At 57.6% G+C, this 22,618-nt stretch carries 23 protein-coding genes, 9 pseudogenes and 1 riboswitch; of the genes and pseudogenes, 31 read left to right on the top strand and 1 reads right to left on the bottom strand.

The genetic code is table 11. From position 1 onward, the window contains the following. Positions 1 to 5: 5 nt before the first annotated feature. From JCM13995_RS15875 to JCM13995_RS16840, 5 genes and pseudogenes are all read left to right on the top strand, one after another. Entirely contained in the window at positions 6 to 356 is a 351-nt protein-coding gene (locus tag JCM13995_RS15875; RefSeq protein WP_225350756.1) for a PLDc N-terminal domain-containing protein, read from the top strand. Further along, positions 353 to 721, top strand: a pseudogene (locus JCM13995_RS15870) (phospholipase D-like domain-containing protein); the annotation flags it as partial. The gene JCM13995_RS15875 and the pseudogene JCM13995_RS15870, both read left to right, overlap by 4 nt. 352 nt (positions 722 to 1,073) lie before the next feature. After that, entirely contained in the window at positions 1,074 to 1,436 is a 363-nt protein-coding gene (locus tag JCM13995_RS15865) for a phospholipase D-like domain-containing protein (RefSeq protein WP_263849586.1), read from the top strand. Positions 1,437 to 1,518: 82 nt separating this feature from the next. Beyond that, a riboswitch (TPP riboswitch) is annotated at positions 1,519 to 1,617 on the top strand. Positions 1,618 to 1,660: 43 nt separating this feature from the next. After that, the gene (locus JCM13995_RS16845) at positions 1,661 to 1,999 is read left to right on the top strand and encodes an energy-coupled thiamine transporter ThiT (RefSeq protein ID WP_263849585.1); all 339 of its coding nucleotides are present in this window, start codon (positions 1,661 to 1,663) and stop codon (positions 1,997 to 1,999) included. Further along, positions 1,950 to 2,264 (top strand): energy-coupled thiamine transporter ThiT, encoded by a 315-nt coding sequence (locus JCM13995_RS16840; RefSeq protein ID WP_263849584.1) that lies wholly within the window; start codon positions 1,950 to 1,952, stop codon positions 2,262 to 2,264. The genes JCM13995_RS16845 and JCM13995_RS16840 overlap by 50 nt, the downstream gene beginning before the upstream one ends. A gap of 60 nt (positions 2,265 to 2,324) precedes the next feature. On the opposite strand, the gene JCM13995_RS18055 is transcribed toward JCM13995_RS16840, so the two are convergent. Beyond that, positions 2,325 to 2,441: a DUF4044 domain-containing protein gene (locus tag JCM13995_RS18055; protein ID WP_420843303.1), complete on the bottom strand. Its 117-nt coding sequence runs from the start codon at positions 2,439 to 2,441 to the stop codon at positions 2,325 to 2,327. Between the two features lie 140 nt (positions 2,442 to 2,581). Between JCM13995_RS18055 and JCM13995_RS06140 the strand changes: the two genes are divergently transcribed. The 26 genes and pseudogenes from JCM13995_RS06140 to JCM13995_RS06035 form a co-directional block, all read left to right on the top strand. Beyond that, complete coding sequence (locus tag JCM13995_RS06140; RefSeq protein WP_054663597.1) at positions 2,582 to 2,902, top strand: hypothetical protein; 321 nt, start codon at positions 2,582 to 2,584, stop codon at positions 2,900 to 2,902. Between the two features lie 189 nt (positions 2,903 to 3,091). Then, complete coding sequence (mraZ, locus tag JCM13995_RS06135) at positions 3,092 to 3,523, top strand: division/cell wall cluster transcriptional repressor MraZ (protein ID WP_054663594.1); 432 nt, start codon at positions 3,092 to 3,094, stop codon at positions 3,521 to 3,523. A gap of 5 nt (positions 3,524 to 3,528) precedes the next feature. Further along, positions 3,529 to 4,459, top strand: a pseudogene (gene rsmH, locus JCM13995_RS06130) (16S rRNA (cytosine(1402)-N(4))-methyltransferase RsmH). 13 nt (positions 4,460 to 4,472) lie between these two features. After that, positions 4,473 to 4,850 carry an FtsB/FtsL family cell division protein gene (locus tag JCM13995_RS06125; RefSeq protein ID WP_054663591.1) on the top strand — a complete coding sequence of 126 codons (378 nt, stop codon included), beginning with the start codon at positions 4,473 to 4,475 and terminating at the stop codon, positions 4,848 to 4,850. 4 nt (positions 4,851 to 4,854) lie between these two features. Then, positions 4,855 to 5,259, top strand: coding sequence for a hypothetical protein (locus JCM13995_RS15860; RefSeq protein WP_225350754.1), 405 nt, complete (start codon positions 4,855 to 4,857; stop codon positions 5,257 to 5,259). Beyond that, the gene (locus JCM13995_RS15855) at positions 5,208 to 5,426 is read left to right on the top strand and encodes a hypothetical protein (RefSeq protein WP_225350753.1); all 219 of its coding nucleotides are present in this window, start codon (positions 5,208 to 5,210) and stop codon (positions 5,424 to 5,426) included. The genes JCM13995_RS15860 and JCM13995_RS15855 overlap by 52 nt, the downstream gene beginning before the upstream one ends. Next, on the top strand, positions 5,399 to 7,015 hold the full coding sequence (locus tag JCM13995_RS06120; protein WP_225350752.1) for a penicillin-binding protein: 1,617 nt from the start codon (positions 5,399 to 5,401) through the stop codon (positions 7,013 to 7,015). The genes JCM13995_RS15855 and JCM13995_RS06120 overlap by 28 nt, the downstream gene beginning before the upstream one ends. Before the next feature lie 20 nt (positions 7,016 to 7,035). Next, positions 7,036 to 8,000: pseudogene (gene mraY, locus JCM13995_RS06115) on the top strand (phospho-N-acetylmuramoyl-pentapeptide-transferase). Positions 8,001 to 8,057: 57 nt separating this feature from the next. Next, a pseudogene (murD, locus tag JCM13995_RS06110) lies at positions 8,058 to 9,406 on the top strand (UDP-N-acetylmuramoyl-L-alanine--D-glutamate ligase); the annotation flags it as partial. 25 nt (positions 9,407 to 9,431) lie between these two features. Beyond that, positions 9,432 to 10,528 (top strand): annotated as a pseudogene (gene murG, locus JCM13995_RS18050) (undecaprenyldiphospho-muramoylpentapeptide beta-N-acetylglucosaminyltransferase). A gap of 25 nt (positions 10,529 to 10,553) precedes the next feature. Continuing rightward, positions 10,554 to 11,378, top strand: a pseudogene (locus JCM13995_RS18045) (cell division protein FtsQ/DivIB). Between the two features lie 119 nt (positions 11,379 to 11,497). Continuing rightward, positions 11,498 to 12,801: pseudogene (gene ftsA / locus JCM13995_RS06095) on the top strand (cell division protein FtsA). A gap of 22 nt (positions 12,802 to 12,823) precedes the next feature. Then, positions 12,824 to 13,774: pseudogene (gene ftsZ / locus JCM13995_RS06090) on the top strand (cell division protein FtsZ); the annotation flags it as partial. A gap of 89 nt (positions 13,775 to 13,863) precedes the next feature. Continuing rightward, positions 13,864 to 14,076: pseudogene (locus tag JCM13995_RS18040) on the top strand (cell division protein FtsZ); the annotation flags it as partial. A gap of 284 nt (positions 14,077 to 14,360) precedes the next feature. Beyond that, positions 14,361 to 14,831: a cell division protein SepF gene (locus tag JCM13995_RS06085; protein ID WP_054663583.1), complete on the top strand. Its 471-nt coding sequence runs from the start codon at positions 14,361 to 14,363 to the stop codon at positions 14,829 to 14,831. Between the two features lie 8 nt (positions 14,832 to 14,839). Beyond that, the gene (locus JCM13995_RS06080; protein WP_156314355.1) at positions 14,840 to 15,067 is read left to right on the top strand and encodes a YggT family protein; all 228 of its coding nucleotides are present in this window, start codon (positions 14,840 to 14,842) and stop codon (positions 15,065 to 15,067) included. 59 nt (positions 15,068 to 15,126) lie between these two features. Continuing rightward, positions 15,127 to 15,741 carry a YlmH family RNA-binding protein gene (locus tag JCM13995_RS06075; RefSeq protein ID WP_225350751.1) on the top strand — a complete coding sequence of 205 codons (615 nt, stop codon included), beginning with the start codon at positions 15,127 to 15,129 and terminating at the stop codon, positions 15,739 to 15,741. A gap of 66 nt (positions 15,742 to 15,807) precedes the next feature. Beyond that, the gene (locus JCM13995_RS16830) at positions 15,808 to 15,933 is read left to right on the top strand and encodes a hypothetical protein (RefSeq protein WP_263849583.1); all 126 of its coding nucleotides are present in this window, start codon (positions 15,808 to 15,810) and stop codon (positions 15,931 to 15,933) included. Next, a complete protein-coding gene (locus JCM13995_RS06070) occupies positions 15,924 to 16,658 on the top strand; it encodes a DivIVA domain-containing protein (RefSeq protein WP_054663579.1) in 735 nt (244 codons plus the stop codon). The genes JCM13995_RS16830 and JCM13995_RS06070 overlap by 10 nt, the downstream gene beginning before the upstream one ends. A gap of 287 nt (positions 16,659 to 16,945) precedes the next feature. Then, positions 16,946 to 19,732, top strand: a complete 2,787-nt coding sequence (ileS, locus tag JCM13995_RS06065; RefSeq protein ID WP_054663577.1) for an isoleucine--tRNA ligase — start codon at positions 16,946 to 16,948, stop codon at positions 19,730 to 19,732. Positions 19,733 to 19,734: 2 nt separating this feature from the next. After that, positions 19,735 to 19,962 (top strand): cold shock domain-containing protein, encoded by a 228-nt coding sequence (locus JCM13995_RS06060; RefSeq protein WP_054663572.1) that lies wholly within the window; start codon positions 19,735 to 19,737, stop codon positions 19,960 to 19,962. A 138-nt stretch (positions 19,963 to 20,100) separates the two neighbouring features. Further along, positions 20,101 to 20,664 (top strand): hypothetical protein, encoded by a 564-nt coding sequence (locus JCM13995_RS06055; protein ID WP_054663569.1) that lies wholly within the window; start codon positions 20,101 to 20,103, stop codon positions 20,662 to 20,664. Then, the gene (locus tag JCM13995_RS06050) at positions 20,661 to 21,236 is read left to right on the top strand and encodes a hypothetical protein (protein ID WP_054663567.1); all 576 of its coding nucleotides are present in this window, start codon (positions 20,661 to 20,663) and stop codon (positions 21,234 to 21,236) included. The genes JCM13995_RS06055 and JCM13995_RS06050 overlap by 4 nt, the downstream gene beginning before the upstream one ends. 9 nt (positions 21,237 to 21,245) lie before the next feature. Then, the gene (locus JCM13995_RS06045; protein ID WP_054663564.1) at positions 21,246 to 21,464 is read left to right on the top strand and encodes a helix-turn-helix domain-containing protein; all 219 of its coding nucleotides are present in this window, start codon (positions 21,246 to 21,248) and stop codon (positions 21,462 to 21,464) included. Continuing rightward, entirely contained in the window at positions 21,457 to 21,939 is a 483-nt protein-coding gene (locus JCM13995_RS06040; RefSeq protein ID WP_054663561.1) for a prolyl-tRNA synthetase associated domain-containing protein, read from the top strand. Before JCM13995_RS06045 ends, JCM13995_RS06040 begins: the two co-directional genes overlap by 8 nt. A gap of 60 nt (positions 21,940 to 21,999) precedes the next feature. Beyond that, positions 22,000 to 22,618 (top strand): glycoside hydrolase family 36 N-terminal domain-containing protein (locus tag JCM13995_RS06035; RefSeq protein WP_305068829.1); only part of this gene is annotated, 619 nt, incomplete at its 3' end.

Raw genomic sequence — 22,618 nt, 5'->3', positions numbered from 1 at the left:
CTAGTATGTGGCTCACGACCATTGCCATCATCATTATTGTGATCAACGCAACCGCGGCCATTATCACCGTGTTCCGGCAGCCCCGGGACATTGCGGCGACATGGGCGTGGTTGTTGGTGCTTTTGCTGCTGCCGGTCATCGGGTTCATCTTGTACTGGTTCTTCGGCCGCAAGCTGTCAACCAACAAACTGAACTCACTGGCGACTCAGCAGCGCTTGGGGATCGACCAGATGGTGGCCTCGCAGCAGGAGCCGTCACAATCAGTCAGGAAAGTGGCGCGGCCTCGCCGTTTGCGGGCGCGCCGGAGCTCGTGCGGACGCTGCTGCAGGCTGACGGGGCGCTCATCACGACCATGAATCGGGTCCGGCTGCTGTTCAACCGCCAGGATTTTACTAAGGCCTTGTTCGCCGACCTGCGGACCGCGACGCACCACATTCACATTGAGGCTTATACCATCGAGCCGGACGGGGTGGGCAAAGCGCTGGTGCAGCTGCTGACCCAAAAGGCTGAACAAGGAGTGCGGGTGCGCGTGATCTACGACACCTTTGGCTCGCACCGACTGAACCGCGCGTTCTGGCGGCCGCTGGTGCAGGCCGGTGGGCAGGTCGAGCCGTTTTTGGCCACGCGACTCGGCCGAGCCAACCTGCGCATCAACTTTCGCAACCATCGCAAGATCACGGTGATCGACGGGCAAGTGGCTTACATGGGCGGGTTTGACATCGGCAGTACCAGCCGCAAGCTGGCCATCACGCGCGACACGCAGCTGCGGCTCACCGGCCAGGCAGTCGCCTCGCTTCAGGCGCGCTTCTTCATGGATTGGAACACTACTGCCAAGATCAAAAAGGTCCACTTCCAAAAGGCGTACTTCCCCGATCCTGCGGACAACGGCCGCACCACCATGCAAATCGTCGGCGGTGGGCCGGAGCAGAAACTGGAGGCCATCAAACTGGGGGACCTGCGACTGTTGGCGTTGGCCAAGCGGCGCATTTGGTGCAATCCCCGTTCTTTGTGCCGGATGATTCACTGCTGGACGCCTGGTGCTGGCGGCGCAGTCCGGTATCGATGTGCGGGTGATGGTGCCGGTGCACACGAATCAGCCGATGATGGCCAAGGCGACAGAATTTTACCTGAACCAGCTGGTGAAAGCCGGCGTGCGCGTGTACCGCTACCAGGCGGGGTTCCTGCACAGCAAGGCGATCATCGTCGATTCCCAGTACCTGATGACCGGCTCCCCCAACCTGGATGTGCGCTCGTTTAAGCTCAATTTTGAGATTGCCGCCTTCATTTACGACCAGACCCTGGCCGAAATGGTAGAGCGCCAGTTCAAACTTGATATGGCGCAGGCGACGCCGTACACGTACGCGATGGTCAAAAACCAGTCCCACGCCAGTCAGCTTGGGGCGGACCTGGCGCGGCTGTTTGCCCCGATCCTGTAGCCCTTACTTTTTGACAATGTGGGCTCGCTTGCTATAATGATGGGGCACAAGCAAAATTGTGCTCTAACAAAATAGTGGTGGGACCAACGCAAAGGGGAGCCATTGGCTGAGAGTGGGCAGTTGCCCAGACCCTTCGAACCTGTTCGCTAATACGAGCGTAGGAATTGCGGTGTCGAGAAATCGACCTTCTTTGTGGCGGATCCTGACCCAAAGGAGGATTTTTTATGGCCAAATCGAACTCACGTGTCTTGATCTTGGTGGAAATCGCGGTGATTGCCGCGTTTGCCATGGCGCTGGAGTACGTCCCGCACAAAACCGGGATCTCCAGTATTGAAATGTCTTACGGTGTGATCCCAATCACGGTGCTGGCGCTGCGGCGTGGAACCGGCGCCGGGATGGCAGCCGGGCTGACCTGGGGCGTGCTTGATATCATGCTGATCGGCTTTGGTGAAGGGTCTGTCCTGAACCAATTCAGGGTTTTCTGGAGTACCGATTGCCTTTGCCGTCGCCGGGTTGGGCGGGCTTCTTTACGGCCGCTTTCAAGCCGCGCTGAAGGCCGGTAACAACCGCGAGGCCATGGGCCTGGCGTGGGGCGCTGGCCTGATCGGCGTCTTAGCCAAGTACTTCTGCCACTTTCTGGCGGGCTGGGTCTTTGGCTCATACGCGCCAAAGGGCACACCGGCATGGCTCTACTCGCTGGTCATCAACGGCGGGTCGGCAGTGGCGACCGGGATCTTGACCATCATCGTCATTTCCGTGCTGGTCACCACCGTTAAGAAACCGTTGTTTGAGCCGAAGGATGGCAGACAGCTGCTGTCCCAGCACTAATTCAACCCAAAAAAAGTAGCGGGTCTGCATTTTGCAGACCCGCTTTTTTTTGATATCAGGTTAAAAGACATTCATCGCTGACAACCCAACGACTAGGGCACCAAGGATGGTGACGATCAGCATCGCCCATGTCGCAATGTAGGTGACCCACCAGAATTTTGAGCGTTTCTCTTTCACCTTAATCACCACCTTTGACCAATCTACCGTGCTGTGCTTTACCCGAGTAGTTTACCCGTTTTGGCCAGGCGCTTCAACCGAATTTTCGTGCCCAAGGGGGTAAAATCGAGTATAGTCTTAAGGTAAAGGAAGTGATGAACATGCTGATCGGGATCATTTTACCGCTCGCCGGTCTGGCCGTTTGGCTGGTCTGCCGCGCCTTGCAGTTTCACTCCCGGCTGTTGCCGTTTTTGGTTGCCGGTCTGGAACTGCTGGGCGTCGCGAACTTGGCCAACGCCAAGGCCCCGAACACGATTTGGGTCGCACTGTTCACCACAACGGCCATCGCCATCCTTTTGATCATTTACTTTGTGGTCCGAGATTACGATTTGCTGTTTGCCCGTTATTTCACGACCTTGGGCCGGGTCCTCATCCTGGCGGCCACCGTTTGGTGGGTGGCGGCCATTTTGCTCTCGTTTTAGGGCCTGGCCCCCACTGGTGATCCACCTGTCCCCACCTGCTGTAAACCGCAGCAGATGGGGATTTTTTTAGTACACGCAGGGAATCGTGGGGTGCTTTTTCAAATTGTCAAGCAGATTTTGTGGGAGTTGGTGGTGAGGAGTGGGTGATTGTGGTAGACTGAATTTAATGTTGGAAAGGAGGCGTTGTCCATGCTGATGGGAGAATTCCATCACAGTATCGATGCGAAGGGCCGGCTAATTATTCCGGCCAAGTTTCGCGCCGATCTCGGCAGTGATTTTGTGCTGACGCGCGGCATGGACGGCTGCCTGTTCGGCTATCCGATGAGTCAGTGGCAGAAGCTGCAAACTCAGATTGAGGCGTTGCCCTTGACCAAAAAGGATGCCCGGACCTTTTCACGGTTCCTGTACTCCGCCGCCACTGAGTGTGAGCTGGACAAGCAGGGCCGAGTCAACATTCCCAAGCCGCTGAGCCAGCACGCGGGGCTAGATAAAGCGTGTGTGCTGGTAGGCGTCTCCGACCGCATCGAAGTCTGGAGCGAGGAACGGTGGACCAGCTTCACCGCCAGCGCCGAGGACAGCTTCGATGATATTTCCGAAAATCTGACCGACTTTGGACTGTGAGCGCGATGACAGAATTTAAACATGAAACCGTGTTATTAAAAGAGGCCACCGACAACTTGGCCATCGATCCTACCGGTATCTACGTCGACGCGACGCTGGGCCGCGGCGGTCACACCAGGCGAATCTTGAGCCAGCTGACATCCGGCCAGCTATACGCGTTCGACCAGGACCAGGCTGCCATCGACGCCGTGCAGGCGCAAGGCGTGCCGGCAAACCTTCACCTGCTTCACCGCAATTTTCGCGAATTGGACGAGGCGCTGGCCGGCGAAGGCGTTACTGCAGTCAACGGGATCTTATACGACCTCGCGTGTCCAGCCCTCAGTTCGACGATTCCAGCGCGGCTTTTCCTACCGCTTCGACGCGCCGCTGGATATGCGCATGGACCAAAGCCAGGCGCTTTCGGCGCGGGTGATCGTGAACGAGTGGTCTTACCAAGAGCTGGTACGGATCTTCACCCGCTACGGTGAGGAGCGCTTCGCCAAGTCCATCGCTCGGAAAATCGAGCAGGCCCGGGCGACCAAGCCCATCGAAACCACGTTTGAGCTGGTCGACCTGATCAAGGCCGGCATTCCGGCCAAGGCGCGGCGGACCGGCGGCCATCCGGCCAAGAAGGTGTTCCAAGCCATTCGCATCGCCGTCAACGACGAGTTGGGGGCCCTCGAAGCGTCACTGACGCAGGCCTTGCAGCTGGTCAAGCCGGGCGGCCGCATCAGCGTGATCACGTTCCAGTCCTTGGAAGACCGCCTCGTGAAGACGATGTTTAAGGAGCAAACGACAGTGCAAGATTTGCCGCAGGGCTTGCCGGTGATTCCACCGGAGGCCCGGCCGCATTTTAAATTAATCAATCGCAAACCGATTCTCCCAAGCGAGGCGGAACTAATCGCCAATCACCGGGCGCACAGCGCAAAGCTGCGGGTGGTCGAGCGCGTATATTGAAGGGGTGCTCAAGATGGTGGATAACACAGCAAGACAGCTAGACATGGTGGAACCAAAGCGGCGCGAGACGCCGCACGTTCAGCCGCACGTAAAACCTGCAGCGAAGCCGAGCACTAAAGTGGCTTTCTCGCCACTGGAGCGGCTGCTGATGGTGTTCGTGGGAATGGTCGCCGTGGGGTTTTGCCTGTGTTATCTGACCGCATCGATGCACTTGGCCAATCTGACCCGGACTTACCAGAACGTTCAAAATCAGGTGACTGTACAAAAGCGCGTGATCGCCGATGACAAGCAGACGGTCGGCGAACTGTCCAACTCAGATCGGCTCAACAGTTATGCCAGTGCTCACGGTTTTGCTGTGATCGAAGGTAATATTAAACATGCGGTGAAGTAGGCTTATGAAAAAGAAAACGAATAAACGACAAATGCGCGCCCGGCACCCCGAGCGCAATCGGCAACGGTTCGGGATCTTCCTGTTCTGGCTCAGCCTGGTTGCGCTGCTGGCGTTCGTTTGTCGTTTTGCGTATGTGGCCGTTGTCGGCTCGGTCGATTCCAAAAATCTCGCGGCGTATCGCGCCTCTCAGTACGCGCGCAAAACCGCGCTGCAGGCCAAGCGTGGCAGCATCGTCGACCGCAACGGCCAAGCAATCGCCGAAGATGCGTCGACCTACACCATTTACGCCATCATCGATCAAAATTACACTCAGAACGGCAAGAAACTATACGTGAGCGATAAGGCCAAGACGCGGCGGTGCTTGCCAAATATCTGCCGCTTTCTGAGGCCAAGATCCTGGCTTACTTGAACCCGAAGAAGAAGACTTTTCAAGTCGAATTCGGCGCGGCCGGCACCCGGCTGTCGTTGTCGACCCGCAAAGAAATCGAAGCAGAACACCTGCCAGGGATCCATTTCACCGACAGCCCTTCCCGGTTGTACCGAACGGGGTGTTTGCCAGCTACACGGTTGGGCTGACCCAAACCAATGCGACCAACAAGAATCAGCCGCTGGTCGGGGTCATGGGGCTGGAAAAGGAATTTAACGCGCAGCTGGCCGGCACCAATGGCTATCAAACCGCGCAAGTGGACAATTATGGCTATCGACTGCCCAAGGCCAAGGTCAAAACCAAGCCAGCCAAAAATGGCGGGACGGTCAAAAGCACGCTGGACTCTTCTTTGCAGTCGTACCTTGAGACGTTGCTGGCCAGTGTCCAAACCAAGTACAAGCAAGCCTCAGTCACCGGGGTGGTCATGAACGCCAAAACCGGCGAGATCCTGGCGGCGGGCCAGCGTCCGACCTTCGATCCCAGCACGATGGAAGGCCTTGAGCAGGGTTCGTCCTGGCAGAACATGCTGGTGGAAGACACATACGAACCCGGCTCGGTCATGAAGGTCTTTAACTTGGCTGGCGCAATTCAAAGCGGGACGTTCCAACCGAACACCTACTACAATTCCAGCGGCGTGAAGGTCGCAAGCACCACGATCCATGACTGGAACCACGTTGGCTTCGGCGAGATTCCGTTTTCGCAGGCGCTGCCGCGTTCTAGTAACGTTGGGTTTGTCCACATTGTGCAGCAGATGGGTGAGGCCAACCAGGCCAAGACCCTAAAGGACTTTGGGTTTGGCCAAAAAACCGGGATCACGCTGCCGAATGAGGCCACTGGCGGCTACAACCTGAGCAACGCGGTGACCCGCGCCGTGATGGGTTACGGCCAAAGTATCAATGTGACGCAGATGCAGATCCTTCAGGCGGCGACTGCGATTGCCAACAAGGGCACGATGGTGCAGCCGCGAGTGGTCACCAAAGTCACTGATCCTGACGGCAAAGTGATCAATTACAAGCGGAAGGTGGTGGGTCACCCGATTTCTGCGACAACGGCGGAGACCGTGCTGGATGAAATGCGCGACACCATCAACAAGCCATATGGCACCGGGGTGACCTACAAAATTGCCGGCGCCGACGTGGCGGCGAAAACCGGGACGGCGAACATTGCCAACCCGAAAGGCGGGTACCTGCCCGGTGAGACCAACCAGCTGCACAGTCTGTTGGCAATGGCCCCGGCCAGTGACCCACAATTTATTGTTTATTTAACCTTGAAGCAGAACACCGCTATGACGACCCCGGCGGTCAATGTGCTGAACACGATTTACCACCCGCTGATGACTCGGCTGCTGGCACTTGACGCCGGCAATACAGCGACGCCTGCGGCCGAAACGGTGACCGTGCCAGCAGCGGTGAACGACTCGCTGACTGCGGCCACGGCGGCCCTGAACAAAAAAGCGCTGACCGCCTCCGTGGTCGGGACCGGTAACCGGATCGTCCAGCAGCTGCCGGCAGCGGGCACGCAGGCCCTGCGCTCGGCGCGGGTGGTGCTGCTCACCAACGGGGCAATGACCATGCCGGACGTTTCTGGCTGGTCTAAGAGTGATGTGTTAAAATTGGCCCAGTTAACGGGCAAAAAGTTTAAGTTACAAGGCGCCGGATACGCGTCTGCGCAGAGTCTCAAGGCTGGCAGTTTGCTTGGGACTGGCACGGTGACCGTGACTTTTCAGAAAACTGACTAATTAACGAAGGTAGGAGACCAATGCAATTCACTGAGATGCTGATCCCGATGGTCGCGGCGTTTGCGATCACCGTGATCCTGATGCCGCTGTTTATCGGTTACATGCGGATGAAAAAAGAGGGCCAAACGATCCGTGAGGTCGGCCCGAAGTGGCACAAAAAGAAAAATGGGACTCCGACCATGGGCGGCATGGTCTTCATCTTGGCCATTGTAGTGGCCGCCATTTTCACCGGCTGGTGGCAGCACCAGCTGACCCTCAGCGTCTGGGCCGGGCTGTTCATCCTGGTCCTTTACGGGGCGTTGGGATTTTGGGACGATTTCATCAGCGTTGAGCTGCACCGCAACATGGGCCTAAAGGCCTGGCAGAAGCTGCTGGGCCAGATCGTGGGCGGCGCAGTTTTTCTGACCGCGTACTTCCATGAGGGGTTTCCGACGGTGCTGCCGCTGTTTGGCTATCAGCTGAACGTGGCCTGGGTCTTCGCGGTGTTTGCGTTGTTCTGGCTGGTGGGCTTTTCCAACGCGGTCAACTTGTCTGATGGCTGGATGGGTTGGTGGCGGGGCTGTCGATGATCGCCTTTGCGGCCTACGCCGTGCTGGCGGTGCACGATGGCCGGACAGATGTCCTGATTCTCTGCCTGGTCACGATTGGCGCGATGGTCGGCTTTTTCCTGTTTAACCACAAGCCGGCCAAGGTGTTCATGGGCGACACCGGGAGTCTCGCCTTGGGCGGTTTGATCGCCGTGATTGCGCTGCTGCTCGACCGGCCGTGGTCGCTGCTGCTGATCGGGATCGTGTTTGTCTGCGAAACCGCTAGCGTGATCCTGCAGGTCGGTTCGTTCAAGCTGTTTCACCGGCGCATTTTTAAGATGGCCCCGATCCACCACCACTTTGAGCTGCTCGGCTGGTCTGAGTGGAAGGTCGACACCGTGTTCTGGCTGGTCGGTCTGATTGGTGCGGTATTGTATCTGGTTTATGCACTGGCCTAGCGCCGTGCAAGTTAAGTAAACCCGGCCGCCGCCGGGATATATAGGGAGCGTAAGTGGTTGCTGAATAATTCGGATTATAAGAACAAAAAAGTGTTGGTTTTGGGCCTGGCCAAAAGTGGGGTCAGTGCTGCTAAACTACTGCATCGGCTCGGCGCTTTGGTGACGGTGAACGATAAGCAAAAGTTTGATGATAATAAAGACGCGCAAGCCTTGCTGGACGAAGGCGTCACGGTCATTACCGGCAGTCACCCGGTCGAGCTGCTCGACGAAGGCTTTTCGCTAATGGTCAAAAACCCCGGCATTCCCTATTCCAATCCCATGGTGGTGCGGGCCCAGCAGTTGGGCATTCCCGTGATCACCGAGCCGGAACTGGCTTATTCGGTGTCCGACTCGACCTGGGTCGGGGTCACCGGCAGCAACGGCAAGACCACCACGACGACGCTGATTGGCTGATGCTGAACGAGCGGGAGACTGCAGGTCACGCGTATGATGCCGGCAACATCGGCATTCCGGTCACCGGTGTGGTGCAAAAAGCCGGCGCCCAGGACACGGTGGTGTGCGAGCTGTCCTCGTTCATGCTGGTCGGGATTCAGAAGCTGCACCCGCACATTGCGGTGCTCACGAACATTTACGAGGCGCACCTGGACTGGCACGGCTCCCGTGAAAATTACGTCAAGGCCAAGATGCGCATCACAATGAACCAGACCAAAGACGACTTTTTCATCATGAACTGGGACCTGCCAGAGATGCACGAGCTGGCCAAGCAAAGTCCTGCGACCGTTGTCCCGTTTTCCCGCAAAGGGGCAACAGGCGCACGCGCCACGCTGACCGCCGGCTGGCTGTGCTTTGACGGGGAGCAGCTCATGAAGGCCGACGAGATGCAGATCCCAGGCGACCACAACATTGAAAATGCGCTGGCTGCCATTGCCGCCGCCAAGCTGAGCGGCACGCCGAATGCAGCCATTGTCGACGTGCTGCACCGCTTCACCGGGGTTAAGCACCGCATTCAGTACGTCGAAACGGTAGCCGGCCGTAAGGTTTACAACGACAGTAAGGCCACAAACGTCGAGGCCAGCACCGTGGCCCTGAACGCGTTCAAGCAGCCGATCGTCCTGCTGGCCGGCGGACTGGATCGGCACCTGCCGATGGATGACCTGTTGCCGCTGATCAAGCAGCACGTTCGCGCGATGGTCACGTTTGGCGAAACCGCGCCGCTGATGGAGGCTCTGGCAAAGCAGGCCGGCATTCCATTCACCCGGACTGATAATGTCAAAACGGCCGTACCGATTGCCTTTGCTGCCAGTCAGCCCGGCGATGTGATCCTGCTGTCGCCGGCCGCGGCCAGCTGGGATCAGTACCCGAACTTTGAAGTGCGCGGGGATGAATTTATTGACGCAGTGACTCAGTACGCTGAGAAAAAAAGGGTAAATTATGCGACTGATGATTTCAGGCGGCGGCACTGGTGGGCACATTTATCCGGCGTTGGCCTTGATTCAGCGCCTGCAGGAACGCGGTATGCTGGACGCCGTCATGTATGTCGCACCGCCAAAGGCCTTGAAAGCCGCATCGTGCCTAACGCGAAGATCCCGTTTGAAACCCTTGAACTGCAGGGGTTTAAACGCAAGGTGAGTTTCACAAACGTCAAGATCAACATTCAAACGGTGGAGAAGTTCGTGGGCTCGCTGCGCAAGGCGACCCGCATGATCAAAGACTTTCAACCAGACGTGGTCGTCGGCACCGGTGGGTATGTCTCCGCCGGCGTTTTGTACGCCGCGGCGCGCCACCATGTGCCGACGGTGATCCACGAGCAAAATTCGGTCGCCGGGGTCACCAACAAGTTTCTGGCTCACGCGGTGGACAAAATTGCCATCACGTTCCCGGTCGTTGCCAGTTCCTTCCCGGCTAAAAAAAGTGGTCATTACCGGCAACCCGCGGGCCCAGCAAGTGGCTGGGCTCAAGCCCAACGATCGCCTTGCCGACTTTGGGCTGGATCCGCACAAGCGCACACTGCTGATTTTCGGCGGCTCGCGCGGTGCCCGATGATCAACAAGGCAGCGGTCAACGCGCTGCCAACGTTCGGCGGCGCGGACTTTCAGACGCTGTTTGTCACCGGCACGCGCCATTACGGCACCATCACGAAGCAGATCCGGCAGCTGCCCGCAAACGTCAAGGTCGTGCCGTACATTGACGACATGCCTGGCATTCTGCCGGACGTGACCTTGGTCGTCGGGCGCAGCGGGGCGACCAGCATTGCTGAACTCACGGCGCTGGGGCTGCCCAGTGTGCTGATTCCGAGTCCTAACGTCACGCACAACCACCAGTTCGTCAACGCGAAAAGCCTGGTGGATGTGGGCGCCGCCGAGGTCATCACGGAGCCGGAGCTGGACGCGAACTTTGCCTCGCAGGTGGCGGCCCTAATGGATGACGATTCCAGGCTGTCCCGCATGGCGCAGGCGGCCAAGAAAATGGGCACCCCAGACGCGGCCGATCAGCTGATTGCCGTGCTGGAAAGTGTTCAAAAGCATTAACGCTTGATAGAAGGGAGGCCTGCCGATGGCCTGGCGCAAACACGCAAAACCAAATGATCCGCTTACGCCATGGGAGGCCTACCAGGCCAAACAAAAACGCCGGCCGGAGCGGGCAACCAAGCTCCATTTGCCAGGAGTGGCAACGTTGCGCCGCCGCAAGCGCACGCGCAACCTGGTCCTGCTGCTGACCCCGCTGTTGCTTTTGCTGGCTTTTTTTGGTTATATGGTCTCGCCGCTGGCCAAGGTGCAGCAGGTTTCAGTGGCTGGCACGGTCAACGTGCCAATTCAGACGGTGATCGATGCCAGCGGCCTGTCCGACCGAGTGTTGATCCCGCAGGTGGTGGTCAGCAAGCACAAGTTGGCCGCAAGAATCGAAAAACGAGTGCCGCAGATCAAAACGGCGCGCGTTTCGGTCAGTGCGCTGGATCACGTCACCATTCACGTGGCAGAGCATCAGCCAATCGGGTACGTTGTCACAAAAAAAACGTTACCACATGATTTTGGCTAACGGACGATCATTAAGTCAGGCACCACGACCCCCCTGGATAACTATCCGGTGTTCACCGGCTTTTCTGCAGGCGAGGCCGGCAAGCTCGCCCAGACCCTCAGCCGCTTCCCGGCGGTGGTGCGGCGCACGACCTCAGAGGTCACGGCCAGTCGCGGCGAAGGCAATCCTTACCAGATCACGATGACCATGACCGACGGCAACACCGTGGTTGCCGATTCGCGCACGGTGGCCAAACAAATCAAATATTACCCCAGCATTATCGCCCAGGTGAAGGGTAAGGGGACCGTGGACCTAGAGGTGGGCGCGTATTTTAAGCCTTACAGCAAGTCCACTTCAAAGTAAGCGAAAATGTGCGTTTCGCCGAGATGGCGCCGCAAATCGCAATGTGGTGTGTTAAACTAAATTCAGCGTTATATTTTCTCATCCTACTATAAAAAGGTTGGTAAGGAGGTTCCGGGTCCATGGGAAATCAAGACATTTATGTCGGGCTTGATATCGGGACCACCTCAATAAAAGTGATCGTGGCCGAGCGTGTTCAAGGCCAGTTAAACATTATTGGCGTGGGCAATTCACGCGCGCAGGGGTTATCCCGCGGCGTGATCGTGGATATTGATAAGGCTGCCTCGGCGATTCGTCAGGCGGTGCAACAAGCTTCTGAGAAGGCAAGCATTGAGATCAAAGAGGTCGTGGCCGGGGTGCCGGCCACGATGCTTCAAATCGAGACCGTCTCCGGCATGATCGCGGTGGGCGATCAAAGCAAGGAAATTACGGCCGCTGATGTGAAGGCGGTCGCCTCGGCAGCGCTGGTGCGCAACTTGCCACCGGAGCGCGAGATCCTGTCTTTGACGCCGACTGAGTTCATTGTTGATGGCTTTGACGATATCAAGGATCCGCGCGGGATGATTGGCGTCCGCTTGGAAATGCGCGGCATTTTGTTCACCGTGCCGAAGACTGTGTTACATAACACCAAAAAAAAGCGATTGAAAAAGCTGGTTTGTCGATCAGGCAGATCGTGGTTGCACCCCTGGCTGAGGCGCGAGTCGCCTTAAGCGATGGCGAGGCAGACTTTGGTACCGTCCTCATCGATTTGGGCGGCGGCCAGTCCACGGCGGCGGTCATTCATGACCACAAGCTGAAGTTGACCACGCTGGACCAAGAAGGCGGTGACTACATCACCAAGGACATCTCGGTGGTGCTGAACACCGGCTTGACCGACGCGGAGAAGCTGAAGCGCGATTACGGCAATGCCGATAGTCAGGCAGCGCCTGAGGGTAATCAGTTCCCGGTCACGGTGGTTGGCCAAACGGAGCCGGTCATGGTGTCGGAGCACTATCTCTCAGAGATCATTGAGGCGCGGTTGACGCAGATCTTTACCCGCCTGAATGAGGCGCTGGCGCAGTCCAACGCCTTGGACCTGCCCGGTGGAATCGTGATCACCGGGGGCACCGCTGCATTGCCAGGCATCGAACCGCTGGCTTCGGACATTTTTCAGCGCAACGTCAAGCGCTACATCCCGGATCAAATGGGGATGCGGCACCCGGCGTTCACGTTGGCGCTGGGCCTGATCACCTACGCGGCGGAAATGACCGATATCGACATCCTGGTTTCCAGCGTCCTGCCGACCCCAACGACCAGTCAGATGGCCGAGGCCGCAGACGCGCCGGTAACGAAAGTGCCAAGCAAACCAAGCAAGGCCGAACCGGACCAAGACAGCGAGAAGAAACCTTCAGCCTTGAAGCGCTTCTTCGGCAACTTCTTCGAATAAACCTTTTTAAGGAGGAACGACAATGGAATTCTCACTGGATACAGATAAAGACACCGGTGCGGTGATCAAGGTCATCGGGGTCGGCGGCGCTGGTGGCAACGCGGTCAACCGCATGATTTCTGAAGAGGTCAAGGGCGTGGAATTCATCGCGGCCAATACCGATGTACAGGCGCTGTCCAACTCGGACGCGGAAACCAAGATTCAGCTTGGGCCGAAACTGACCCGGGGCTTGGGTGCTGGTTCAACTCCTGATGTTGGCCAAAAGGCGGCAGAGGAAAGCGAAGAAGCCATCGAAAACGCTTTGAAGGGCGCCGACATGATCTTCGTTACCTGCGGCATGGGCGGTGGCACCGGGACCGGTGCAGCCCCGGTCGTGGCTAAAATTGCCAAGGACCTTGGCGCGCTGACTGTTGGGGTCGTGACCCGGCCGTTCACGTTTGAAGGGCCCAAGCGCGCAAAGAACGCGCTGAAGGCATCGCTCAGCTCAAGGAGCAGGTCGACACGCTGGTCATTATCGCGAATAACCGGCTGCTGGAAATCGTCGACAAGAAGACCCCGATGCTTGAAGCCTTCCATGCCGCCGACAACGTGCTGCGTCAAGGCGTTCAGGGCATTTCCGACCTGATCACCAGCCCCGGCTACGTCAACTTGGACTTTGCCGATGTTAAAACTGTGATGGCCAACCAGGGCACTGCCTTGATGGGCATCGGTTCTGCGACCGGTGAGACCCGGACGGTTGAGGCGACCAAGAAGGCCATCTCCAGTCCGCTGCTTGAAGTGTCAATCGACGGCGCCAAGAACGTCTTGCTGAACATCACGGGCGGCCCTGACCTGTCCCTGTTTGAAGCGCAGGACGCCTCGGACATTGTGGCACAGGCGGCAAGTTCCGACGTCAACATCATCTTTGGGACTTCCATCAATGAAGAACTCGGCGATGAGGTCGTGGTCACGGTGATTGCGACTGGGATCGATGATTCAACGATTCAGCAGAACAATGGCCGCGGCAATCGCCGTCAAGTCAATCGTCCGGCTCAGGATGCCAAGGGTAATGGCGCAAAACCGGCCCAAGACGATCCGTTTGGCAACTGGGATCTGCGCCGTGAACCAAAGCGCGACACCCCAAAGCAAAACGGTGATCAGGACGCGGACTTTACAAACGTCAAGAAACAGGAATTCGACATTTTTGAAAGCCAGCCAGAACCGGAAGACGAGAAGAAGCCGGACGACAAGGGTGACGACGACCAGCCGCCATTCTTCAAGCTGCGCCGGCAGTAAACAGGCTGCAAAGCTGAGTGTTTTTAGGCCGACAGCCAGCATAGCGCGGCGCGTTGCCGCTGGTTTTTAGCGGCGAGGCGTTGAGCGTAGCTGGATGCTCGGCCGTTGCTCAGCGTAGCGCGACTAACCAGGCTGCAAAGCTGAGCGCACTTAGGCCGACAGTCAGCCCAGCCTGGCGCATTGCCGCTGGTTTTTGGCGGCGAGGCGTTGGGCGTAGCTGGATGCTCGGGCGTTGCTCAGCATAGCGCGACTCAGCAACATGTCTTTATCAGGGAGGAATTCTCATGGCTTTTGAAAAACTTGGCAGTAAATTCAGCGAGTTCTTTTCGATGGACCCGGATGAGGATGACGCGGCTGAAACGCCTGAGCAGGACACTGCAACGGCGCCAACTGCGGCGCCGACCGCAAATCATCAGAACAAGCCCAAGTACCGCGGCAATAAAGTCGTCGCAATGGGCGATCCGGCCGATAAGACCGCGCGCATTGTGGTTTACGAGCCGCGGATCTACTCTGACGCAAAAGAGATCGGCAACCACCTGCTGAACAACAAGGCGGTGGTGGTCAACTTTGATCAGATCAAGGCCGAGGACGCCACCCGCATTGTTGATTTCCTGACTGGCACGGTGTTTGCCATCAATGGTGAGATCCGGCGGGTCGGCGAGATGATTTTTCTGGTCACCCCAGCGAACTTCCAGATTGATGGCACGCTGGCATCCACGCTGGGCACTGACAGCGACCTTGATATGACCAACTAGGAGGGCGTATGGCGACAGTTCTGTATTGGCTTTTTACGATCATCAATTATGGTCTGTATATTTACATGCTGGCAATGGTCGTGTACGTGCTGATGTCTTGGTTCCCAGGAGCGTGGCAATCGCGCTTTGGCCAGTGGCTGGGCCGGATCGTCAATCCGTTTCTGAATGTTTTCGATTTCATTCCGCCGATTTTTGGTATTGATTTTTCGCCGCTGATTGCGTTTTTTTGTCCTTGACCTGGTCCGTTCGGGTCTCGGCACGATATTCAGCGCGATCCTGATGCGGGTGGGCTAACATGGATGCGATTTATCAGCATTTCAGAAAAGAAGAGGCACCGCTGATCGACGAGTTGCAAAGTCAGATCAGCACTGCCGCCACGGAATACCGGCCGGTGTTGACCGATTTTCTTGATCCGCGCCAGATCCATATAGCGCGGACTTTGACCGGCACTAACGGTGACGTTAAGTGCCACGTGTTCGGCGGCTACATCGGCGCGGAGCGCGCCCGGGTGATTTTCGCGCCGGACTACTTTGCCCCTGACCTGATCGACTTCGAGGTGGCCCCACTGGAGATCCATTACCCGGAAAAGTTTGCCGAGCTGCATCACAGCCAGGTGCTGGGAACAGTGGCAAACGCGGGCGTGCGGATGACTGCGTTTGGCGATATCATTACCGATGGCAGCCGGTGGCAGATCTTTACCACCAAAACGATGAGCGACTGGGTCCAGGAGAACATTATTAAGCTTGGCCGCATTAGTGTGCGGCTGGTGCAAGTGGGCCTGGACCAGGTCGTCACGCCGCGCAATGACTGGGAGCCTGCGCAGCTGTCAATGAGCAGCTTGCGGCTGGACAGTTTGGTCGGGCATGCGTTCACGATGTCGCGGGCGCGCGCCAAGGCGTTGGTTGAATAGGCCAAGGTCAGACTGAATTTTGAACTTACGGACCGCCCGGACGCGGCCGTGGGGGAGGCCGACATTGTGTCGGTGCGCGGCTATGGCCGCATTCGCGTCAACGAAGTGCTCGGTGTCAGCAAAAAAAAGGCAAAGAACGAGTCGCTGTCGACATTATTAAGAAATAGCTGGGAGGGTTCATCATGGCATTAAGTCCACTGGACATACACAATAAGGAATTCAATCACCGCATGCGCGGCCTCGACGAGGATCAGGTCAATGACTTCCTCGCCCAGATCATCAAGGATTACTCCGCTTCGCTCAAGAAGAACGAAGAGATGGAAAAAGAACTCAAGGAACTTCAGGACAAGAACAAGTACTTTAATGATCTGAAGGATGCCTTAAACCAGTCGATCATCGTTGCGCAAGAGGCGGCCGACAAGGTTAAGAAGAACGCCGACGATGAGGCCGCGCTGATCCAGTCGAAGGCTGAAAAGACCTCCCAGGACATGTTGACCTCGGCCACCGAAAAGGCCAACCAAATCGTCAAGGACGCTTCGGACAAGGCGAAGAACATCACCGTGCAAACCGAGGACCTCAAACGTCAGACCCGTGTCTTCCGTCAGCGCCTGCAGGTCATGCTCGAATCGCAGCTGGAAGTCGTCAAGAGCCCAGAGTGGAAAGAGCTGCTTGCAAGCACCACGGAATCTGCAGAGTACCTTGATCCCGCCCAGGAGAAAACGCCTGAATCTGCTGCAGAGGTTGACAAGCAGCCTGTAGATTCAGTACACTCAGAGGCAGCTGAGGACACTGATGGCGACACGCGGTACACGGAAATTGTTTTTCCAACCGATGAACCTGAAGACACCACTTCATCAGCAGCGCCTGCCGATTCGGCAAGCGCCGCGAGTGATGCCAGTGAGGCGCCTCAAGAATAAGTCGTGAACACGCGTCGCTAAGCACAACTGCACGCAGCGAGCCGGGGAGGGTGCAAGCCCGGTGGCAGTCGTTTGGCGGTATCAGTTTGCGTAAGTCGGAGGTAACTTCGACGGGTGACCACCGTTATTGGGTCGACTAGAGGAAGCAAAGACTTTTGCTTTGAACTTAGGTGGTACCACGAGCACGCTCGTCCTATTGAGAGGACGGGTGTTTTTTTGTCAGGTGCAAGGGTTCACCCATGTGCTGGCGGCAGCCAAGTTTATCCAGATTCAGAAAAGGAGTAATCATGAAAGTTAAAGATACGTTGAACCTCGGCCACACCGACTTTAAGATGCGGGCGGGGCTGCCGAACAAGGAACCGAAGATGCAGGCGGCCTGGGAAGAAAACCACTTGTACGAAATGCGCCAGAAGCTGAACGAAGGCAAGCCGGCCTTCATTTTGCATGATGGCCCTCCGTTTGCGAACGGCAACATCCACATGGGGCACGCCCTGAACAAAATCTCTAAGGACATTATCGTGCGCTACAAGTCGATGAACGGCTTCCGCGCCCCTTACGTGCCTGGATGGGACACGCACGGTCTGCCGATCGAGCAGCAGCTGGCCAAGAAGGGCGTTCACCGCAAGGAAATGCCAATGGACGAGTACCGTGAGCTCTGCCGCCAGTTTGCCATGAAGGAAATCGAAAAGCAGCGCACCGACTTCAAGCGGCTTGGCGTGCTGGGCGACTGGGATCACCCGTACATCACCCTGCAGCCGAAGTTTGAAGAGCAGGAGATCCGCGTCTTTGGGGCTATGGCCGAAAAAGGCTACATTTACCACGGCCTGAAGCCGGTTTACTGGTCCTGGTCCTCGGAGTCGACCCTGGCTGAAGCCGAGATCGAGTACCACGATGTGAAGTCACCGTCGATTTACGTTGCGTTCCCAGTTAAGGACGGCAAGGGCATCATCGGTACTGACACCAGCTTTATCATCTGGACCACGACGCCGTGGACCATTCCAGCGAACCAGGGGATTGCCGTCAATCCGCGCTTTGAGTACGCCCAGGTCGAAGCCGATGGCAAAAAGTACGTGGTTGCGTCCGAGCGTCTGCAGGTCGTCAAGGAGGCGCTCGGCTGGAACGACGTGGCCGTGCTGAAGACCTTCTCCGGCAAAGACATGGAGCGCATGGTGGCCAAACACCCGCTTTACGACCGCGACAGTCTGGTGATCCTGGGCGATCACGTCACCCTGGATTCAGGGACTGGGTTGGTCCACACCGCGCCAGGGCATGGTGAGGACGACTACAAGGCCGGCATGAACTACGACTTGCCGGTGGTTTCAGTCGTCGACGCCAAGGGCTTTATGACCAAGGACGCCCCAGGCTTTGAAGGCGTGTTCTACGACAAGGCTAACCCGATGGTCACTAAGGCCCTCGAGGAAAAAGGCGCGCTGCTCAAGCTCGACTTTTTCACTCACTCGTACCCGCACGACTGGCGCACGAAGAAGCCGGTCATTTTCCGGGCGACGACGCAGTGGTTTGCTTCTGTTGACGCGTTCCGCCAGCAGATCCTCGACGCGATCGACAACGTGTCCTTCACGCCAAGCTGGGGCAAGACCCGACTTTACAACATGATCCGCGACCGCGGCGACTGGGTCATCTCTCGTCAGCGCGCATGGGGCGTGCCGCTGCCAATTTTCTACGCTGAAGACGGCACCCCGATCCTCGAAAAGGAAACCATTGACCACGTGGCCGACTTGTTCGGTAAGTATGGGTCAATTGTGTGGTCGCAGCGCGAGGCCAAGGACCTGCTGCCGGCGGGTTACACCAACGTGCACTCACCAAACGGTAAGTTCACCAAGGAAACCGACATCATGGATGTCTGGTTCGACTCCGGTTCCAGCTGGGCCGGCGTGGCCGAGGCGCGGCCAGAGCTCGAGTACCCAACGGACTTGTACCTGGAAGGCTCCGACCAGTACCGCGGCTGGTTCAACTCCAGCTTGATCACCAGTGTGGCGGTCAACGGCGTCGCCCCATACAAGCAGGTCCTGTCGCAAGGCTTCACCCTGGACGGCGAAGGCCGCAAGATGTCCAAGTCCCTGGGCAACACGATTGCGCCGGACAAGGTGGAGAACCAGTACGGTGCGGAAATCATCCGTTTGTGGGCCGCGACGGTCGATTCGTCTTCTGACGTGCGCGTGTCGATGGATAATTTTGCCCAGACCTCTGAGGCCTACCGCAAGATCCGCAACACCCTCCGCTTCATGATCGCCAACACCGGTGACTTCGACGAAAAGACCGATACGGTGCCGTTCTCGCAGCTGGGCAGCGTGGACCAGTACATGCTGGTTCGCCTGAACCAGGTCATCAAGACGGCCAAGGCCGCGTACGACAAGTACGATTTTGCCACGGTGGAAAAGACTATCTCCAGCTTCCTGGTCAACGACCTGTCCGCGTTCTACTTGGACTTTGCGAAGGATGTTGTTTACATTGAGGCGGAAAAGAGTCTGGCTCGCCGGCGCATGCAGACGGTGATGTTTGAAGCGCTCCTTGACCTGACCAAGCTCCTGACACCGATCCTGGCCCACACCGCCGAGGAGATCTGGCCGTACCTGCGCCAGCCCGAGCAGTATGCCGCCCTCAGCAACATGCCGGAAGCCCAAGACTTTGCCGGCCAAGACGATTTGCTCAAACAGTGGTCTGCGTTCATGAGCTTCCGCGCCGAGGTGCAAAAGAGCCTGGAAATGGCGCGCGACGCTAAGCTGATCGGCAAGTCCATGGAGGCTGCCGTTACGGTTTATCCGCAAAATAGCGTCCGGACGCTGCTGGCTGGCCTTGACGCCAACGTGATGCAACTGCTGATCACGAGTGGCTTTGCGGTGGCAGCTGATGGCGAAAGCGCGCCCGCCGGTGCCGTGCACTTTGACGATGCCGACATTCTGGTTGAACACGCGCAAGGCGATGTTTGCCAGCGTTGCCGGATGACCACGACTGACGTTGGTGCGGACAAGCGCTTCCCGACGCTGTGCGGCCGCTGCGCGAAAATTGTCGCGGAGAATTTCCCGGAAGCCGTTGAGAACGGCTTCGAGGCCTAGCCATGGAAGGCCGCGTGAGACTGTTCAACGAGAAACAGGGCTACGGGTTTATCGAACCGGATGATCCGGACCTGCCTAAGGATGTGTATGTTCACTTTTCTGCCATCATCGGCGGCGGCTTCAAGTCGCTGAAGGCAGGGCAGAAAGTTAAGTTTGTGATCATTCAAGGCGCCAAGGGCCCTCAGGCCGCGAACGTTGAGATCATCGAGGATTCTACTTACGGCAAGTAATCTGAACGCCGACCCCACAGCCTACACAGCTGCGCGGTTGGCGTTTTTGATTTGGCTAAATGCCAGCCAGAAAGAAACTGGTGATTATTGTTTAACGATATGGTATTATCGTCTTACAATAAGAAAAGGGGCGACACAATGAAACAACCACAGTTGAGCCGGCGCACCAAGACCCTTTTGACGGGGTTGCAGGTGGTGCTGGCCGGTTTGATCTTACTGATTGGCGGGATTGCCCTGAGCAGCTTAGGGCTGCTTGGCCGAATCTTTAGCGGCGAGCGACCGGCCGCGGTTCAGGCCAACCAGGTGAAGCTTGCCGGGGGCGACCATGCCGCGACCACATTCAGCAATGGCCACTTTCATCTCACGTTGAACGGCCAGGGCAACTGGTTGAAGCTGAGTGCCGCGGACTGGCTGCTTAGCGTCATGCTGACCCTTGCCGCGCTGGTCCTGATCAGTTTGTTGGTTCACCGGTTGCGCCACGGCGAGTTCTTTGTCCAGGCCAACTTGATGATTCTTCACCGCCTATTGTGGGTGGTGGGCGCTATCATGATTCTGGAGTATGTGGCCGCACTGGTTGGGCCAGGGTCTTCGGGCTTGATGGCCGCTGTGGCCGCGACCGGCCTGGCGGTTGGCCTCTATGTGCTCACGGCGCTGTTTCAGCGCGGTTTTGACCTGATGCAGGAAGGAGCGCGGCTGATATGAAACACATTCGCTATGCATTGCAGATCATCGCGAACGTCCTGTGGGTCTTGGGGTTATTGGCGCTGGTCACCATGGGCCAGACAGTTTGGCAGATGGTTCAATCCAGCCACGCCAAGATCCAGCCAAAATGGTCGGTCCTTTGGCTGACCATCAAACCCAACAACTGGGGCACCGCCACGTGGACGCGCAACGGCCGGCACGTGACCAAACTGTTGAATCTCTACTATACACCGGCGCTGCAGTGGCAGCTGATGGGCATATGGCTGCTGGCCGTGACCGCTTTGGGGCTGGTGCTGCTCGGGCTGTTGAGTCGGCTGGTCAGGCGGATGCGTCAAGGCGAGTATTTTACCGCCGGCAATGCGCATTTGCTGACGCTCATCGCGCGGGTGCTGCTTGGGGGACTGCTCGGGTCGCTGGTGATGACCATGGCGGAAATCCTGTTGCAAGGCGTCATCACAGTCGACTTTGTGGCCTTGCTGACGGCCGTCGGGGTCGTGGGCGGCGTGTATGCGCTGCGGGTCTGGTTTAATTACGGCGTCGCGCTGCAGCAGGACCAGGACGCAATTATTTGAGGTGATCTTGTGATTGAAGTTGATCTGGATAAAATGTTGCTGGCGCGCGGCCTGACCAGTGCCGCTGTGGCCGAGGCAGTCGGCATCACCCCTGCTAACTTGTCCATCTTAAAGACGGGAAAGGCCAAGGGCATTCGCTTTGCAACGCTAGCAAAATTGTGCGCGGTGCTGGACTGTCAGCCCGGCGACCTGCTTTCCTATCGTGAGGGGGGAAACCCCGATGACTAATGCGGCTGCAGTGATGGCCTGGCTAAAGGCGCAGGGGCTCGCGTACCGAGTGATCGAGCATCCAGCCGTGTTTACCACGGCCGAAGCTGACCGGCTCGTGCCGCCCTTTGAGGGCAGCAGGCCCAAGAATCTGCTGGTGACAGACCAAAAGCGGTTCTTCTTGGTGATTCTTGACGAGGCAAAGCGGCTGGACTTCAAAGCCCTGTGGGTGCGACTCGGGAGCGGCAGACTGACCATGGCGTCAGCGGCTCAGCTGCAGACCATTCTTGGCGTCGCCCCGGGCAGTGTCTCGGTGTTTAACGTGCTGAATGATGAGGCCAACGCGGTGACGGTGGTGATCGACCGGCCTGTGCTGACTGTCAGCCCGGTGGCATTTCATCCGAACGACAATACAAAGACGGTGCTGATCAGCGGCGAAGCGGTGCTGAAGTTTTTGGCGGCCGCCCATCATGCGCCGGTACTTTGTGAGTTGTAAGGCGTAGTTTTAACTTTTGCGGCAATTCCCACTATACTCAGGGGGGAGGAGGGCGTTGTGATGGCAATATTGATCGATAAAAAGACCCTGACGTTTCATCTGTGCAATGATCAGATCAGCTATGTCATGCAGGTGAAGGATCACCAGTTCCTGCTGCATGTGTACTACGGCCCGCGCATCAAGCACTTCACGCAGGTGCTGCCGCATCCGGATGTGGACCGCGCGTCTTTGGCGCCGCAGCCGGCGGGGTATGAAGGCACGCCGTTTTCGCTGGACACGGCGCTGCAGGAGTTTCCAGGCAACGACCACGGGGACTACCGGCAGTCTGCCTTCGATGTGACATACGCGGACGGGACGAAGGCCACTGCCTTGGCGTACCAACGCTACACGGTAACGCCAGGCAAACCCAAACTGCCAGGGCTGCCGGCGACTTATGTGAATCAAGAAGACGAGGCGGACACGCTGACCATTGTGCTGGCCGATGGTTTTCGCCACCTTGAAGTGTGGCTGCAGTACACGATTTTCCGCGACCTGCCAGTGATCACGCGCGCGGTCAGCTATCACAATCTGGGGCAGCAGCCACTGTACTTGGAGCAGGCCGGCAGCTTTGCGCTGGACCTGCCGGATGCGCGCTACGAGCTCCTGCAGTTGCCCGGCGCTTGGGCCCGAGAAAAGCAGA

It is taken from the genome of Lacticaseibacillus camelliae DSM 22697 = JCM 13995, assembly GCF_001311195.1.
Taxonomy (GTDB): domain Bacteria; phylum Bacillota; class Bacilli; order Lactobacillales; family Lactobacillaceae; genus Lacticaseibacillus; species Lacticaseibacillus camelliae.
This window is presented reverse-complemented; position numbering and strand designations above follow the sequence as displayed.

What these genes read in the sequence shown, in the direction of transcription:
- JCM13995_RS15865 (WP_263849586.1), top strand. Translation starts at nt 1,074, where the DNA reads ATGGTGCCGGTGCACACGAATCAGCCGATGATGGCCAAGGCGACAGAA.
- ileS (WP_054663577.1), top strand. Translation starts at nt 16,946, where the DNA reads ATGAAAGTTAAAGATACGTTGAACCTCGGCCACACCGACTTTAAGATG.
- JCM13995_RS06070 (WP_054663579.1), top strand. Translation starts at nt 15,924, where the DNA reads ATGGCATTAAGTCCACTGGACATACACAATAAGGAATTCAATCACCGC.
- JCM13995_RS06075 (WP_225350751.1), top strand. Translation starts at nt 15,127, where the DNA reads ATGGATGCGATTTATCAGCATTTCAGAAAAGAAGAGGCACCGCTGATC.
- mraZ (WP_054663594.1), top strand. Translation starts at nt 3,092, where the DNA reads ATGCTGATGGGAGAATTCCATCACAGTATCGATGCGAAGGGCCGGCTA.
- JCM13995_RS06040 (WP_054663561.1), top strand. Translation starts at nt 21,457, where the DNA reads ATGACTAATGCGGCTGCAGTGATGGCCTGGCTAAAGGCGCAGGGGCTC.
- JCM13995_RS06050 (WP_054663567.1), top strand. Translation starts at nt 20,661, where the DNA reads ATGAAACACATTCGCTATGCATTGCAGATCATCGCGAACGTCCTGTGG.
- JCM13995_RS16845 (WP_263849585.1), top strand. Translation starts at nt 1,661, where the DNA reads ATGGCCAAATCGAACTCACGTGTCTTGATCTTGGTGGAAATCGCGGTG.
- JCM13995_RS15860 (WP_225350754.1), top strand. Translation starts at nt 4,855, where the DNA reads ATGAAAAAGAAAACGAATAAACGACAAATGCGCGCCCGGCACCCCGAG.
- JCM13995_RS06080 (WP_156314355.1), top strand. Translation starts at nt 14,840, where the DNA reads ATGGCGACAGTTCTGTATTGGCTTTTTACGATCATCAATTATGGTCTG.
- JCM13995_RS06140 (WP_054663597.1), top strand. Translation starts at nt 2,582, where the DNA reads ATGCTGATCGGGATCATTTTACCGCTCGCCGGTCTGGCCGTTTGGCTG.
- JCM13995_RS06060 (WP_054663572.1), top strand. Translation starts at nt 19,735, where the DNA reads ATGGAAGGCCGCGTGAGACTGTTCAACGAGAAACAGGGCTACGGGTTT.
- JCM13995_RS06055 (WP_054663569.1), top strand. Translation starts at nt 20,101, where the DNA reads ATGAAACAACCACAGTTGAGCCGGCGCACCAAGACCCTTTTGACGGGG.
- JCM13995_RS06125 (WP_054663591.1), top strand. Translation starts at nt 4,473, where the DNA reads ATGGTGGATAACACAGCAAGACAGCTAGACATGGTGGAACCAAAGCGG.
- JCM13995_RS06085 (WP_054663583.1), top strand. Translation starts at nt 14,361, where the DNA reads ATGGCTTTTGAAAAACTTGGCAGTAAATTCAGCGAGTTCTTTTCGATG.
- JCM13995_RS15875 (WP_225350756.1), top strand. Translation starts at nt 6, where the DNA reads ATGTGGCTCACGACCATTGCCATCATCATTATTGTGATCAACGCAACC.